10 protein-coding genes are annotated in these 14118 nt (G+C 67.3%); 7 read left to right on the forward strand and 3 right to left on the reverse strand.

The window, feature by feature from the left end; translation table 11 throughout:
- Positions 1 to 44 precede the first annotated feature (44 nt).
- The 3 genes from ACCQ10_RS16920 (at position 45) to ACCQ10_RS16930 (ending at position 2961) form a co-directional block, all read left to right on the forward strand.
- Positions 45 to 1316: a pyridoxal phosphate-dependent aminotransferase gene (locus ACCQ10_RS16920; protein ID WP_372361349.1), complete on the forward strand. Its 1272-nt coding sequence runs from the start codon at positions 45 to 47 to the stop codon at positions 1314 to 1316.
- A complete protein-coding gene (locus ACCQ10_RS16925; RefSeq protein WP_372363158.1) occupies positions 1316 to 1966 on the forward strand; it encodes an SGNH/GDSL hydrolase family protein in 651 nt (216 codons plus the stop codon). Before ACCQ10_RS16920 ends, ACCQ10_RS16925 begins: the two co-directional genes overlap by 1 nt.
- A 323-nt stretch (positions 1967 to 2289) precedes the next feature.
- Positions 2290 to 2961 carry a methyltransferase gene (locus tag ACCQ10_RS16930; RefSeq protein ID WP_047695005.1) on the forward strand — a complete coding sequence of 224 codons (672 nt, stop codon included), beginning with the start codon at positions 2290 to 2292 and terminating at the stop codon, positions 2959 to 2961.
- A 1735-nt stretch (positions 2962 to 4696) separates the two neighbouring features.
- Here ACCQ10_RS16930 and ACCQ10_RS16935 read toward each other — a convergent pair.
- Positions 4697 to 6880 (reverse strand): TonB-dependent siderophore receptor, encoded by a 2184-nt coding sequence (locus ACCQ10_RS16935; protein WP_372361350.1) that lies wholly within the window; start codon positions 6878 to 6880, stop codon positions 4697 to 4699.
- Positions 6881 to 7316: 436 nt separating this feature from the next.
- A complete protein-coding gene (locus ACCQ10_RS16940; RefSeq protein ID WP_372361351.1) occupies positions 7317 to 8093 on the reverse strand; it encodes a polysaccharide deacetylase family protein in 777 nt (258 codons plus the stop codon).
- Between the two features lie 60 nt (positions 8094 to 8153).
- Between ACCQ10_RS16940 and grxD the strand changes: the two genes are divergently transcribed.
- Both grxD and ACCQ10_RS16950 read left to right on the forward strand, forming a co-directional pair.
- Complete coding sequence (gene grxD, locus ACCQ10_RS16945; RefSeq protein ID WP_372361352.1) at positions 8154 to 9080, forward strand: Grx4 family monothiol glutaredoxin; 927 nt, start codon at positions 8154 to 8156, stop codon at positions 9078 to 9080.
- Between the two features lie 174 nt (positions 9081 to 9254).
- The gene (locus tag ACCQ10_RS16950; RefSeq protein WP_372361353.1) at positions 9255 to 10124 is read left to right on the forward strand and encodes a hypothetical protein; all 870 of its coding nucleotides are present in this window, start codon (positions 9255 to 9257) and stop codon (positions 10122 to 10124) included.
- A 149-nt stretch (positions 10125 to 10273) separates the two neighbouring features.
- Here ACCQ10_RS16950 and ACCQ10_RS16955 read toward each other — a convergent pair whose 3' ends face one another.
- On the reverse strand, positions 10274 to 10834 hold the full coding sequence (locus tag ACCQ10_RS16955; protein WP_372361354.1) for a DUF924 family protein: 561 nt from the start codon (positions 10832 to 10834) through the stop codon (positions 10274 to 10276).
- Between the two features lie 141 nt (positions 10835 to 10975).
- Between ACCQ10_RS16955 and ACCQ10_RS16960 the strand changes: the two genes are divergently transcribed.
- Positions 10976 to 12376 (forward strand): amidohydrolase, encoded by a 1401-nt coding sequence (locus tag ACCQ10_RS16960; RefSeq protein WP_184367654.1) that lies wholly within the window; start codon positions 10976 to 10978, stop codon positions 12374 to 12376.
- Positions 12373 to 13653: an amidohydrolase family protein gene (locus tag ACCQ10_RS16965; RefSeq protein ID WP_372361355.1), complete on the forward strand. Its 1281-nt coding sequence runs from the start codon at positions 12373 to 12375 to the stop codon at positions 13651 to 13653. The genes ACCQ10_RS16960 and ACCQ10_RS16965 overlap by 4 nt, the downstream gene beginning before the upstream one ends.
- Positions 13654 to 14118: the final 465 nt, after the last annotated feature.

Below are 14118 nucleotides of genomic sequence, written 5' to 3' on the forward strand. Positions count from 1 at the left end.
TTCCGCTACCATGCCAAGCCTCACGCCTACAACCGGCCCGTCGCATGTCCACTGCCCCGCAAAAGCCGCTCGCCATCCGCGAGCGTCTGTCCGAAGTCCGCTACGAAATCCGGGGCGAGCTGGCGCGACGAGCGCGGGAGCTGGAGGCGCAGGGCCGCAAGCTGATCAAGCTCAATATCGGTAACCCGGGAGCGTTCGGGTTCCGCGCGCCGGAGCATCTGCAGCGCGCGATCGCCGACGACATGGGCCGTACCGATCCCTACACGCATCAACAAGGCCTGCCGGAGGCGCGCGAGGCGATCGCCACCGCGTATTCGCGTCGCCAGCACCCGGATGCGCACCCGGACCGCATCTTTGTCGGCAACGGCGTCAGCGAGCTGATCGACCTGTCGCTGCGGGCGCTGCTCAACCCCGGCGACGAGGTGCTGGTGCCCTCGCCCGACTATCCGCTGTGGTCGGCCGCCACCATCCTCAACGATGGTCGCCCGGTGTATTACCGCTGCGCGCCGGAAAACGGCTTCCAGCCGGACCCGGTGGAGATCGAGACGCTGGTGTCTTCGCGCACCCGCGCCATCGTGCTGATCAACCCGAACAACCCCAGCGGCGCCAGTTATTCGCGCGAGCTGCTGGAGCGCATCGTGGCCATTGCCACCAAGCACAATCTGCTGCTGATGGTCGATGAGATCTACGACCAGGTGCTCTACGACGGCGCGGCCTTCGTGCCGGTGGCGCCGCTGGCCGGCGCGCACCCGTGCATCACCTTCAGCGGCTTGAGCAAGGTGCACCGCGCCTGCGGCTGGCGGGTGGGCTGGGCGCTGCTGTCCGGCGAGCAGGCGCGCATCAACGACCTGCGCAACGCGATGGACCTGCTCGGCGCTCTGCGCCTGTGCGCCAACGTGCCGGGGCAGTACGCCATCGATGCCGCGGTGAACGGGCCGGACACCATTTCGGCGCTGTGCGCGCCGGGTGGCCGCTTGTACGAAACCCGCCGCGCGGTGATCGAGGCCTGCGCCGCCAGCGAGCACCTGTCGCTGGTGGCACCGGCCGGGGCGCTGTACGCATTCCCGGCGGTGGTGGGTGCGGCGGCACGCAACTTCGACGATCACGCGTTCGCACTCGACCTGATGAACGAGGAAGGCGTGCTGGTGGTACCCGGCTCCAGCTTCAACGTGCCGTATCGCCACCATTTCCGCGTGACCCTGATGCCCGAGGCCAGCGTGATGCGTGATGTGTTCGCACGCATCGACCGTGCCCTGGCACGCCGCGCCGAGGCGGTGACCAAGGTGGTGCCGCTCAAGTCGCGCAGCGTGGCGTGATGGCCGCGCCCGGCACGCCGCAGCGCTATCTGGCGCTGGGCGATTCGTACACGATTGGCGAAGGCGTCGACCCCGCGCAGCGCTGGCCGGTGCAGCTGGTCGAGGGCCTGCGCGCGCACGGCTGGCCGGTGCAGGCGCCGCAGATCATCGCCACCACCGGCTGGACCACTGACGAACTGCAGGCCGGCATCGACGCTGCGGCGCCGCAGGGTCCTTACGACCTGGTCAGCCTGTTGATCGGCGTCAACAATCAATACCGCGGGCTGGCGCTGGACGACTACTGCAGCCAGTTCGATGCATTATTGCAGCAGGCCATTGCGTTGGCCGGCGGCCACGCGGCACGCGTGCTGGTGCTGTCGATTCCCGACTGGGGGCTGACGCCCTTTGCGCGCGCGCAAGGCCGCGATGCCGGGCTGATCGCCGCGCAGATCGGTGCCTTCAACGGTGTGGCGGCCGAGCGCTGCGGCGAGCGCGCCGTCCGCTTCATCGATATCACCGCCACCAGCCGCGACGGCGGCGATGCGATCGCGATGCTGGTCGACGACGGCCTGCATCCCTCGGCTGCGATGTATGCGCGCTGGGCAGCCGTGGCGCTGCCTGCGGCGCGCGATGCGCTGGGTGCATTGGGATCTGTCGACACGATTGCCTGAGCCAACGGCGTGCGCTTGCGCTTGGGCGATGCAGGCGTGCGTACTGGCCTGGCGCTGCATGGTCATCGGCCCGAGGCACGGGTGGCGTTTGCCGCCGTCTCGCAACCGCCCAGCTGGTCGGCGCTGCCGCACATCGCCGACACGGCGCGACGCGCGGCAAAAGCGCAACAAGCGCGCTACCGACGCCGGGCAGGGCTGCGCCTGACCAGGCACTGGGGAAACGCCAATCGGGCCTACCGCAATCACGCCAGCAGGCCCTAAGCTACCCGCGCAGCACGCCTGATTGCCAAGGAACGACATTGCACAGCACCGCCACCCAGCCGATGAGCCGCGCACAAGCGCTGGCGATCGCACGCGCGTTTTTGCCCAAGCATCCGCTGGGCAACCGCTACGACTACTACTACACGCACGCCAAGTTGCGCACCGACCCGCTCTACCCGGGTGTACTGGCGCAGCTGCGCACCACCACCGCGCCGGTGCTGGATCTGGGCTGCGGGCTGGGCCTGCTGGCGCATGCCTTGCGCGCCGACGGGCAGACGCTGGCGTATTACGGAGTGGATGTGGATGCGTCCAAGATCCGCCGCGCGCAACATATCGCGCAGCGCTCGGCACTGGGCAATACCAGGTTCGAGGTAGTCGACCTGAGCCTGGCCTGGCCGCAGCATCAGGGCAGCGTCACCATCCTGGACGTGCTGCAGTATCTGCAAGCGGACATGCAGGCCGGCCTGCTCCGCAGCGTGGCGCAGATGCTCACGCCCGGCGCCAAACTGGTGATCCGCAGCGCGTTGGGCGATGCCAGCAGCCGCGGGCGCACCAGCCGCGTCACCGACGTGCTGGCGCACCTGAGCGGGTGGATGCAGCGCATGCCGCGTAGCTACCCCACCCGCGACAGCCTGCAGGCGCAGCTGGACGCGGCCGGCCTGCGCGCCACGTTTGCACCGCTGTACGGCAATACGCCGTTCAACAACTGGTTGATCGTGGCCGAGCCGCGCTGAGCCGTACACAACGAGGCTTGCTCGATTCAGAACGGCTGACAAACATAACGCGCGATCGCCGGACGCATGCGGACGGCACACAGAGACAGGGACATACGCGTATACATGCCAGCTGGTTGAGATCCATGCACACCGACCAACCTCACGGGTCCTTGCCCGCCCACCGCCACGGAGCTACATGGAGGTACTTGCAGCATGTCCTGCGATGGTGGGCCGGCAAGGGCCCTGCAGCAACGGCGCAGATGATCCGCTCTCCGCCTGATCTGCCGTTATTGAGCAATCAGGTAGCGACAACTGCATCGCGCCTGTCGCGATCACTTGGCGATCTTCAAGTCTGGTCGAGCGCGCGGTGCCCTCACCGCTCGCGGGACACGCCGTGAATCCGTCCGTGGAGGCTCGGTGGCGGCATCCATGCCGCCACACGGTCCCGCAATCGGCGAGGACACCACGCCAGACAGTTGGTTGCTGGTTTTGTTGAAAAGCAAAAGTCTCCGCATCACCAGCCTGCTCGTCGCTGGTTCATATCCATGCACACCGACCATCTCGACTGGTCCTTGCCCGCCCACCGTCGCGGGACCCTTGGCGGCATGGATGCCGCCACGGAGCTTACAAGGACGTACTTGCAGCGTGTCCTGCGATGGTGGGCGGGCAAGGGCCCCTGCAGCAAAGGCGCAGATGATCCGCTCTGTGCTTGATCTGCCGGTATTGAGCAATCAGGTAGCGACGACTGCATCGCGCCTGTCGCGGTCACTTGGCGATCTTCAAGTCTGGTCGAGCGCGCGGTGCCCTCACCGCTCGCGGGACACGCCGTGAATCCGTCCGTGGAGGCTCGGTGGCGGCATCCATGCCGCCACACGGTCCCGCAAGCGGCGAGGACACCACGCCAGACAGTTGGTTGCTGGTTTTGTTGAAAAGCAAAAGTCTCCGCATCACCAGCCTGCTCGTCGCTGGTTCATATCCAGGCACACCGACCATCTCGACTGGTCCTTGCCCGCCCACCGTCGCGGGACCCTTGGCGGCATGGATGCCGCCACGGAGCTTACAAGGACGTACTTGCAGCGTGTCCTGCGATGGTGGGCGGGCAAGGGCCCTGCAGCAAAGGCGCAGACCATCCGCTCTGTGCCTGATCTTCCAGTATTGAGCAATCAGGTAACGACGCACGCACTGCGCGTCTTGCGATCACTTGGCTGTCTTCACGTCTGGTCGAGCGCGCGGTGCCCTCACCGCTCGCGGGACACGCCGTGAATCCGTCCGTGGAGGCTCGGTGCGGCATCCATGCCGCCACACGGTCCCGCAATCGGCGAGGACACCACGCCAGACAGTTGACTGGTGGTTTTGTTGAAGAGCAAAGACACCGCGGCACCAGCTTGCTAGTCGCTGGTTGAGATCCATGCACACCGACCATCTCCACTGGTCCTTGCCCGCCCACCGTCGCGGGACCCTTGGCGGCATGGATGCCGCCACGGAGCTTACAAGGACGTACTTGCAGCGTGTCCTGCGATGGTGGGCGGGCAAGGGCCCTGCAGCAAAGGCGCAGACCATCCGCTCTGTGCCTGATCTTCCAGTATTGAGCAATCAGGTAGCGACGCCCCGCACTGCGCGTCTTGCGATCACTTGGCTGTCTTCAAGTCTGATCGAGGGCGCGGCTCCCTCATCGTCGCGGGACACGCGGTTAACTCGTCCATGAGGCTCGATGGCGGCATCCACGCCGCAACGCGTGTCGCCTGGAGCAAGGTCAGAACCTCCAGGACAACGTGAGCTCCACATCGCGCGGGTCGCCGTAGATCAGCTGGCTCTGGTAGACGATGTTGGCGTAGTAGCGGCGGTCGAACAGGTTGCGCACGTTGAGTTGTGCCGACCAGGCCTGGTTGAAGTCGTAGCGCGCCATCGCATTGGCCAGCACCACGCTGCCTTGCGTCAGCCGTTGCGTGTTGCCCTGCGGCGCGGCGATCAGCTCGTGGATGGCCGACTGCCAGCTCAGTCCCCCACCCAGCCGCCACGGCCCGGTCTGCCAGCTGGTGAACAGCGTGGCCTCACGGCGCGGGCTGGCCGGGTTCACGTCCACGCCGCTGGCGTCGTTGGCATCGAACTGCGCGAAGCCGAACGCAAGACGCCACTGCTCCGACAGCTGGCCATCCAGCTGGAACTCCACGCCCTGGCTGACAGTGCCTCTGGCAGCGAGATAGGCCTGATTGGTGGTGCCTGGCACCAACTGCCCGGGGTCGTTGACGGCCAGATTGTCCTGCTCGATGCGGAACAGCGCCAACGCGGCATTGAGCTGGCCGCCGAAATATTCGCCCTTGGCACCCACCTCGTAGCTATCGCCTTCCAGCGGGTCGAGATAGCGCCCGCCGCGGTCGCGGTTGTTCTGCGGTTTGAAGATGCCGGTGTAGCTGGCGTAGAGCGCGTGGTGGTCGTCCACATCGAAGATCAGGCCGGCGTACGGCGTGGTGCGGCCCCGGCGCTCGTACGAATTTTCCGGCACCAGCTGGTCGGTGCTTTTCCAGTCGGTGACGCGTGCACCCACGATGGCCTTCAGCGTGTCGGTCAGCTGGAATCGTCCGGCGGCGTAGGCGGCCACCTGACGCACATCACGGTCTTCGCCCTTGCTCAGCGGCGTCCACTGCGGTTGCGCCATGGTGCCGGTCCAGGCGAAGACGCTTTGTGCGATCAACGGTTGCAGCGGCAGGTTGGACCAGTTGCGCACATTGCGATTCAGCCAGGTGGCACCGGCCACGATTTCGTGCTCGCGGCCCCACAGCGTCAACGGCAGGGTGAGGTAGGCATCCAGACTGTTTTGCGCGCTGAGCGCGGGATAGCGCCCGCCAAAGGTGCTGGCAAGTCCCAGGCCGGTCTGTGCGTCCGGATAATCCAGGTAGCCGAACAACACCGATTTCCAGTCGGTTTCGAAGCGCTGGTGCGCGTACTCCACCTGCAGCTGCGCACCATTGTCGAAACGATGGGTGAGCCCGGCAAAGGCGTTGGTGGTATCGGCCACGCCCCGCGCCCAGCGTGGCGTGAACGCGTCCGAGCGCGCGAAATCGGTGCGGCTGCCGTCGCTGAAATACGCCGGGACGCCGCCCCAGGTGGTGCCGCGCCCATCGTTGCGCTGCTTGTTGATGCCGATGTAGCCGCTGGTGGCCTCGCTCAGATCCGCATCGACGATGCCGTAGAACAGCGACGACTGCTTGCCGTAGTAATCGCGGAAGGACTGCTTGTCTTCATAGCTGGCCACCACGCGGCCGCGCACCGTACCGGCGGCGTTGAGCGGGGATTGCAGATCGAGCGTGCCGCGATAGCGGTCCCAGCGGCCGGCCGACAGATCCACGCGGCCGGTCAACACGTCGCTGTCGGCATGCTTGCGCAGCAGGTCGATCGATGCCGCCGGGCTACCGGCACCGGAGGTCAGCCCGTTGGCACCACGCACGATCTCGACGCGGTCGTAGATGGCCATGTTCTGCTGCACATCGCCGCTGTAATCGGTGGGAATGCCGTCGATGCGGTAGTAATCCACCTCGAAGCCGCGTGCGGTGATGTAGGTGCGCTCGGTATCCCAGGTCGGCGAGTTGAAGCCGGCCACGGTGTCGGTGACGTCCTGCAGCGATTGCAGGTTGCGGTCCACGATCTGCTGGCGGGTCACCACCACGACCGACTGCGGCGTGTCGCGTAACGACAGCGACAGCTTGGCCGAACTGCGTGCGATATCGGCGGTGTAGGAATCGCTGCCCTCGGTGGTGGCACTGCGGTGTGCCTGGATCTGCAGGCGATCCAGATCGACCGGATCTCCGGGCTGCGATTGCGCGCTTGCCAGCGCCGGGCAGGCACAGGCCAGCGCAAGCACGGCGCGTCGGGGGGTCACGCGCGACAGGCGCAGATCGGCACGCGCACCAGCGCGCGCAGACACGGGACGAGAGAACATTGGTGTCAGCCTCATGATCGAAACACTGCCGTCGAAGACGGCCGCTGAGGCTGGCGCGGTCACACCGTGCGAGGTGCGGCCCGTTGGCTGGCTGGGCGCGCATGGTCGATCCATGCCCCATCGCTGTCAATAGACGCCGGCACAGGGGAGCTGCAAATTGCGAGAAAAACGCCGTCTGGTTTGCACGCTGGGTTGCCACGCGTTGGCAACCGATTGCCGGCCGCCCGCGATCCGTTCCTTGCCGCGCGATGTCGCTTCATCCTGACGCAAGAGCGCCCGACACCGCGCTCGTACGCAGCGTTCCTGGCGCGCTGCCATACCAGCGGCGAAGTGCGTTACGGCGCTGCGCCAGTGCCGCATTGGACACCGGCGATCAACACAGACCAACCGCTGCGCAGCAGCACTGCACTCGCCACGCCACGCGCCGAGGCAGCGTTCAATCCGGACGTTGCCCCACCAGCCCGCGCGCCTGCATCGCCTCCAGCACGCCGCGCAGGATGGTGAGGTTGTGGCCGTGTGCGGCGCCTTCGTGCAGCAACACGATGGCACCGGGCCGCAGGTCGCGCACGATGCGCGCCACGGTGGTGCCCGGTTCGCAGCGCACGCCGTCGAAACCGCGCGCGCTCCAGGCCACGCGGGTCAGGCCATGCGCACGCAGCGGCGAGGCGACGAACGGGTTGGTCATGCCCACCACCGAGCGGTACAGCCGGGGCGCCTGGCCGGTGATCCGGGCCAGGGTGCGCTGCGCCAGCCCGATTTCCTGGGCCATGCGGCGCGGCCCCAGCGCCCAGAACCAGGCCTGCGGATGGGTATGGCTGTGGTTGCCGATGCCGTGGCCGCGTCGCACGATCTCGCGCACCAGCTCGGGCCGCCGTTCGGCGCGCGCACCGACCACGAAGAAGGTGGCCTTGGCGCCGTAGGCATCCAGCACGTCGAGCATGGCCGGGGTGTCGTCGGACGGGCCGTCGTCGATGGTCAGCCACACCTGCGGCGCGCGGCCCGGCAGCCGTGCCAGGACCGGCGCATACAGGCGCGCACGCGGCAGGAACACCGGCACCACGAACAACGCATGCGACACCAGCAGCGTCGGCAGGCCCCAGGCCCAGCCCAGATGCCACCACAGCACCGCCACTGCCAGCTGCGACAGGGCGAACAGGCCCACCCAGCGGTACGGGCGGGAGGGGATGCGATACAGCGTTTCCGGCGTGGTCATGCCGCATGATGCCACGCGGCGTAGAATGCCCGGTCTCCACGATCTGACCGAAGTGCTGCCATGTCCCTCGATCCCGCTCTGCGTTCCCGTATCGATACGCTGCTGCAATCCAGCCGCGTGGTGCTCTTCATGAAAGGCCAGCCCGGCATGCCGCAGTGCGGTTTTTCGGCCAAGGCGGTCGGCGTGCTGGACGGGCTGGGCATCGACTATGCCCACGTCAACGTACTGGCCGACCAGGAAATCCGAGAAGGCATCAAGGCCTACGGCGACTGGCCGACCATCCCGCAGCTGTACGTGGACGGCGAGCTGATCGGCGGCAGCGACATCATCGTGCAGATGGCCGACAGCGGCGAGCTGAGCAACATGCTCGGCCTGCAGGCGCCCGACCGCAGTCCACCGAAGATCACCATCACCCCGGCCGCGGTCGAGATGCTCAAGGGCGCGCTGGCCGATGCGCCGGATGCCTCGCTGACGCTGTCCATCGATGCCAACTTCCAGCCGAACTTCCAGCTGGCGCCGACCAACCCGAACGCCATCGCCGCCGAATCCAACGGCCTGCGCGTGCAGTTCGACCTGGCCAGCGCGCGCCGCGCAGACGGCATCACCATCGACTGGGTGGACGACATCCGCGGCCGCGGCCTGGCGATCGACAACCCCAACGCGCCCAAGCCGGTGCAGGAGCTGTCGGTGCGCGATGCCGACGACCGCCTCAAGTCCGGCAGCCTGACCCTGGTGGACGTGCGCCCGGCCGACGAGCGTGCGCTGGCCACGGTGGCCGCACCGTTCCGCACCCTGGATGCGCACGAGCGCGCCGCCATCGAACAGCTGCCCAAGGACACCCCGCTGGCATTCCTGTGCCACCGCGGCGGGCGCAGCCTGCAGGCCGCCGAGCACTTCCGCGGCCTGGGCTTCACCAACGTCTACAACGTCACCGGCGGCATCGATGCGTGGTCGGACGAGGTGGACAACGGCGTGGCGAAATACTGAGCAGACGCGAGCGGTCGCGGTAGCGCTCAGGCGTCAGGCTGCTCGTGCAGCCTGCCGCGCTTGCGTGACCCGTGTGACCAAGGCCTGCACAGCTGCGGCACACCGCGCACCGAAACGGGCGCTCCTTGGAGCGTCCGTTTTTCATGGATCAACCCGCACAAGGACACCGCCGCAATGCACACCCGCCTGCTCCCGCTCGCCCTGGCCGCGCTGCTACCGCTGGCCGCCCACGCTGCCGAACCGTCGCGCGCGGTGTTGCTGGTCCAGACCTACGACAGCCAGCCATCCGACGATCCGCTGGAATACATTCCGGTGTGGCTAGGCAAGGCTGTGGCAAAGGAATCGACCCTGCCCAAGGCGTTGCTGGGCCAGCCGCTGCAGGTCTTCAATACCGGCGTATCCACTGGCACCGTGCGGCCTGCGTCGCTGACGGTGGACGACAACAGCATGTGCGGCGGCACCGCGAAGCTGCGCATCAAGGGCGGCACCACGCTGTCCGATTCGCCGCTGCTGTCGACGGTGGATCTCAACCCGGGCAAGCGCTTTGCGTCGCGTGCAGCCACCGCCACCGAACAGAGCGAATTGTTTCGCCAGGCGAGCGACACCGCGCAGCTGCGCAAGCGCGTCATGCCGGCGGCATTGGCACAGGCACTGGCCGCGTTCAATGCCGACCGCGCACAGGATCTGGCCGCGCTGCAGATCATCACCGATGCGCAGCAGCCGCAGCGGCGCGTGGCCGTGCTGACCTCCAACCACCCGACCAAGACCGGCAATCCGGAGAACCCGACCGGCGTGCTCGTGGTGCTTGCGATCTTCGACCATGACGGCAGCCGCTGGCAGTTCCGCCACGGCCACGCCGCCAGCGGCTGCGACGATTGCGAAGACCTGCCGCAGCGCACCCATCTGCTGCAGTTCGGCGATATCGACGGCAACGGCACGCTCGATCTGGTGCTGTCGGAAAGCGGCTACGAAAGCTACGGCTTCTATCTCTTGCTCGGCGAAGGTGCCAGCTGGCGGTCGGAAGGTTTGCCAGGCGGCTGCTGATCGATCGACGGCATGCGCGGTGCCGGTGGCGGCATCGCGCGTGGTGCCCGTCCCCGCTGCAGTGCACACAGCTGTTCGGCGATCACGCTGGCATGCAGGCGCGGTGTACACCCCTTGCCCGCCGCCATGCAAAGCGTGGATGGCGGCCTTCAGCCGGCAAACCCGCCGTCATCGAGAAACTGCTGTTCCTCTGCGCTGGTCACACGCCCCAGCACGGTATTACGGTGAGGGAACCGGCCAAAGCGCTGGATGATGCGTTGATGTTCCAGCGCCCAGTGGGTGGTTTCCGTATCGCCCATTGCGCTGATCAGCTCCACCGCGCGTGCCTGCTCCTGCAGGTCTTCGGCATGCTCGAACGGAAGATAGAAAAACAACCGCAGTTGCGCCGAGACCTGCTGGTCGAAGCCGCGCTCCACCGCCTGCCTTGCGCACTGCAACGCCAACCCGTCGGTGGCATAGGCATGCGCGCTGCCACGGAACGCATTGCGCGGGAACTGGTCCAGCAGGATCAGCAAGGCCAGTGCGTCTTCGGCGCGCGCCATCCAGTGCGCATACTCGCCCCGTGCGGCGGCAAAGTGCTGCTCGCTGAAATGCTGGCGAAAGTTGGCGTCGAAGGCATCGTTGTGCGTGAACCAGCGGGCCGAGCCGGCCAGTTCCCAGAAAGCCAACACCACGTCGGCCTGTTTGTTGCGTTCTGTCTTGGCAATCATCGACGTCCCCCCTGAGGAATACGGCACAGCATGCGCTCTGGCATGTGATGAGGCAGCCGCGACCGCAACCTCCAGCACTTGGCAAGCACGGCGCTGGCAGCTAGGTTTGCGGCCTGTGCTTTCGTGTCACCGGGGAAATCCATGCGTTCCATCCTGTTCGCCGCCCTTGGCGCGGCGCTGCTGTGCGGGCCTGCGTCTGCGGCATCGCGGTTCGTGCAAGACCCTTACCCCAGCACCTACCGCGCGCTCGCGTCCGGTCCGGTGCTGATCCAGCATGCCACGGTGCTCACCGGCACCGGCGAGCGGCTGGACGATGCCGACGTGCTGCTGCGCGACGGCAAGGTGGCCGCCGTCGGCCGCGCACTCGAGGCGCCGGCCGATGCACGCCGCATCGACGGCACCGGCAAGTGGGTGACGCCCGGCATCATCGATGTGCACTCGCATCTGGGCGTGTACCCCAGCCCGGGCGTCAGCGCGCATAGCGACGGCAACGAGATGACCGCACCGGTGACGCCCAATGTGTGGGCCGAGCATTCGATCTGGCCGCAGGACCCGGGCTTTGGCACCGCGCTGGCCGGCGGCATCACCTCGCTGCAGATCCTGCCAGGCTCGGCCAACCTGATCGGCGGGCGCGGCGTCACGCTGAAGAACGTCGCCTCCACGACCTACCAGGGCATGAAGTTCCCCGGCGCACCGTGGGGCCTGAAGATGGCCTGCGGCGAAAACCCCAAACGCGTCTACGGCGAAAAGGGCGGCCCCGGTACGCGCATGGGCAATGTGGCCGGTTACCGCGCTGCGTTCATCGATGCGGCCGAGTACCTGCAGAAGAACGCACCGAAGAAGAAACCCGCCAAGAAGCGTCACTGGTGGAGCCGTGGTGGCGACAACGACAGCAGCGGCGATGCCGGCGGCAAGCGTGATCTCAAGCTCGATACGCTGGCCGGCGCCATCAATGGCGATATCCGCGTGCACATCCACTGCTACCGCGCGGACGAAATGGCCACCATGCTGGACTTGTCCAAGGAATTCGGCTTCCACATCGCCGCCTTCCATCATGGCGTGGAGGCCTACAAGCTGGCCGACCGGCTGGCGCAGGAAAACGTCTGCGGCGCGCTATGGGCCGATTGGTGGGGCTTCAAGATGGAAGCCTTCGACGGCATCCAGGAGAACATCGCCATGGTCGACCGGCCTGCCAACAGCTGCGCCATCGTGCATTCGGATTCGGAAGAAGGCATCCAGCGCCTGAATCAGGAGGCCGCCAAGGTAATCGCCACTGCGCGCCGCAGCGGCATGGAGATTGCGCCCGAGCGCGCGATCCGCTGGCTCACCAGCAACGCCGCCAAGGCGTTGGGCATCGAGCAGCAGACCGGCGCACTGGAGCCGGGCAAGATGGGCGATGTGGTGGTGTGGAATGGCAACCCCTTCAGTTCCTACGCACTGGCCGAACAGGTGTATATCGACGGCGCGCAGGTTTACGACCGGCATCAACGCGCATTGCAACCAGTGTCGGACTTCATGCTGGGCCAGGAGGTGGCACGATGAGCCGCCGCATCCTGACTCGCCCGCAGCGGCGTGCCCTGTCGGCGCTGGTGCTGGCCGCGCTGGCGTTGCCGGCGGTGGCACAGCAGGTGCTGATCCGCGATGCCACCGTGCACACCGCCACCGCGCAGGGCACGCTGCAGCACACCGACGTGTTGGTGCAGGGCGGCGTGATCCGCGCGATCGGCAGCAACCTGGCCGCGCCGGCCGATGGTCGCGTGATCGAGGCCAAGGGCCGCCCGCTGACGCCGGCCTTGTTCGGCGGCATTACCGAGATCGGCATCGAAGAAGTCTCCGGCGAAGACAGCACCGTGGACAGCGGCGTCAAGCTGGCCGAGCAACCGATGCGCCCGGAGTTCGATGTCACCCTGGCCTACAACCCCGACTCGGTGCTGGTGCCGGTGGCGCGCGTGGAAGGCATCGGCTTCACGGCGCTGGGCGCAACCACCAGCGGCGCCTTCATCGCCGGCCAGGGTGGCATCGTGCGGCTGGATGGCAGCCCGGACCCGGTGGGCCCCAATGCGTTGTTCATCCGCATCGGCGCAGCGGCGTCCGACCTCACCGGCAGCTCGCGTGCCGCGCAATGGATGCTGCTGGATCAACTGGTGGCCGAAGCACGCGGCCGCGTACCCGCCGGGTCGCCGCATGCATTGCTGACGCCGATGGGGCGCAGCGTGCTGGCCCGGTATCTGGCCGGGCAAGGCCGCATCGTGGTGCAGGTCGAACGGGCCGCCGACATCCGTCAGCTGTTGCGCTGGGCGCAACGCGAGAAGGTACGTATCGCCATCGCCGGCGGGGCCGAGGCGTGGAAGCTGGCCCCGCAACTGGCGCAGGCCAGGGTCCCGGTGCTGGTGAACGCGCTGGCGGATTTGCCGGCGACCTTCGACCAGATCGGCGCGACGCTGGAAAACGCCGCACGCCTGCGCGCGGCCGGTGTGGAGGTCAGCTTCAGCCAAAGCGGCGACGCCTCGCATAACGCCCGCAAGCTGCGTCAGCTGGCCGGCAATGCGGTGGCCAATGGCTTGCCGTGGGAATCGGGGCTGGCCGGCCTGACCCGCGTGCCTGCGGAGATCTTCGGGGTGGGCGATCGCATCGGCAGCATTGCCGTGGGCAAGCAGGCCGACCTGGTGCTGTGGGAAGGCGACCCGCTGGATGTCGCCCACTACGCCGAGCAGGTCTGGCTGGGCGGGCGCGAAATGCCGATGCGCTCGCGCCAGAGCGAACTGCGCGACCGCTACCTGCAGCAGGCCGGGCAGCTGCCGCGCGCGTACCTGAAGTGAGTGCGTGCGGCGTGCGCTGATGCGTACGCCGCAAGGCGCTGCCGCACATGCAGCGGCCTTGGCAGCGCCGCCCGTAGTAGCGCGCTCGGCACCACCGCCACCCTGCACGACCTGCTGATGCACGTGGGTGGGCGGTGGACTGGCAGACATGGGCGATGCGCTGTCTTGGCGTCTCGCCGCGTGGCGCCGGCGGCCTTCGCTGCAGTGATGCAGCCATCGGGCTTATCGCCTGTAGCCGGTTTGGCAGCTGGCACTACCTGGCAGCCTTCGTGCCCTGGCAGCTGCCAGCTGCGGGCGCAGCGGCTGCACGACCACGGACCCGCTGGTTCGAGCCGGCGGATGACGTTGGATCGATTGCGACGTGCTGCGCCAAGCCAGCCACATCGCGACGCAGATCGACGCAGCGGGCAGGTGCTGCGCACACGCCATACGTCTGCCGGTCGCAGGCGAAGCGTGACCGGCGCT

It is taken from the genome of Xanthomonas sp. NCPPB 1325, assembly GCF_041477645.2.
Lineage (GTDB): Bacteria > Pseudomonadota > Gammaproteobacteria > Xanthomonadales > Xanthomonadaceae > Xanthomonas > Xanthomonas cannabis.

What these genes read in the sequence shown, in the direction of transcription:
- ACCQ10_RS16960 (WP_184367654.1), top strand. Translation starts at nt 10,976, where the DNA reads ATGCGTTCCATCCTGTTCGCCGCCCTTGGCGCGGCGCTGCTGTGCGGG.
- ACCQ10_RS16940 (WP_372361351.1), bottom strand. Translation starts at nt 8,093, where the DNA reads ATGACCACGCCGGAAACGCTGTATCGCATCCCCTCCCGCCCGTACCGC.
- grxD (WP_372361352.1), top strand. Translation starts at nt 8,154, where the DNA reads ATGTCCCTCGATCCCGCTCTGCGTTCCCGTATCGATACGCTGCTGCAA.
- ACCQ10_RS16950 (WP_372361353.1), top strand. Translation starts at nt 9,255, where the DNA reads ATGCACACCCGCCTGCTCCCGCTCGCCCTGGCCGCGCTGCTACCGCTG.
- ACCQ10_RS16955 (WP_372361354.1), bottom strand. Translation starts at nt 10,834, where the DNA reads ATGATTGCCAAGACAGAACGCAACAAACAGGCCGACGTGGTGTTGGCT.
- ACCQ10_RS16925 (WP_372363158.1), top strand. Translation starts at nt 1,316, where the DNA reads ATGGCCGCGCCCGGCACGCCGCAGCGCTATCTGGCGCTGGGCGATTCG.
- ACCQ10_RS16920 (WP_372361349.1), top strand. Translation starts at nt 45, where the DNA reads ATGTCCACTGCCCCGCAAAAGCCGCTCGCCATCCGCGAGCGTCTGTCC.
- ACCQ10_RS16965 (WP_372361355.1), top strand. Translation starts at nt 12,373, where the DNA reads ATGAGCCGCCGCATCCTGACTCGCCCGCAGCGGCGTGCCCTGTCGGCG.
- ACCQ10_RS16935 (WP_372361350.1), bottom strand. Translation starts at nt 6,880, where the DNA reads ATGTTCTCTCGTCCCGTGTCTGCGCGCGCTGGTGCGCGTGCCGATCTG.
- ACCQ10_RS16930 (WP_047695005.1), top strand. Translation starts at nt 2,290, where the DNA reads ATGAGCCGCGCACAAGCGCTGGCGATCGCACGCGCGTTTTTGCCCAAG.